The sequence below is a fragment of the Paenibacillus sp. CMAA1364 genome (assembly GCF_054373195.1).
This window is the reverse complement of sequence record NZ_JBITNB010000068.1, coordinates 1-800: the sequence shown is the minus strand read 5'-3', so window position 1 is coordinate 800 and position 800 is coordinate 1. Positions and strand designations below refer to the sequence as shown.

Below are 800 nucleotides of genomic sequence, written 5' to 3'. Positions count from 1 at the left end.
GACCCGGACCTACGGTCCTTAAGCCGCTTGAACGTCAGGAATGCGCAACGTTATGCGAAATTACTGTAATATTTTTAAGCCAATTCAAAAGAAATTTATCTTCCAAAAGAGGAGAGCGAAAATTGATTTCTATACGGGAATACAATTCAAGTGACTTAGAATCTTTAACTGAATTAATGACTGATTTAGGGTATCCAACTGATATTAATAGTATGAAGATTAGAATGAAATCGATAGAAGCAAATTCACTATACTATACATTTGTAGCATCTCTAGAAGATCAAGTAGTGGGGATGATAGGTGCACGATTAGTGTATTATTACGAAGGAGATGGAGTTACAACACAGGTTTCGGCATTAGTTACTAGGGGGAAGTATCAAGGCCAAGGAATCGGAAAGGAATTAATAAGATTTATTGAAAGTTGGTCAAAGGAGAAGGGATCAAAAAGTCTCTTCCTAACAAGCGGTATTAAACCAGAGCGAATGGAAGCACACGAGTTTTACAAGAAAATGGGATTTGATATTAATGGATATAGATTTGTAAAGAAATTTGAAGAATAATATTCGAAAGTATTTCGAAGAGGACAGTAACATCGCATAACAATGTTTTTCAGCATCGTCTCTGTCGCTCCTCGGTCGCCAGGAGGGTTTTCGAAGAAGTGAAATCAGGCGACACATCCAACCGGCTAAGTGGCAAAGCCACCCGGACCTACAGTCCTTAAGCCGTTTGGACGTCAGAAATACGCAACGTTAGGTGAAATCCCCTTAAGATAATATGTATAGAACAAGATGAACGAGATT

General features: G+C 38.5%; 1 protein-coding gene. It reads left to right on the top strand.

The features are described 5' to 3' along the window. Window positions 1-560: GNAT family N-acetyltransferase (locus ACH8E3_RS16680; protein ID WP_458633772.1), on the top strand; the 560-nt coding region annotated here is incomplete at its 5' end. Window positions 561-800: the final 240 nt, after the last annotated feature.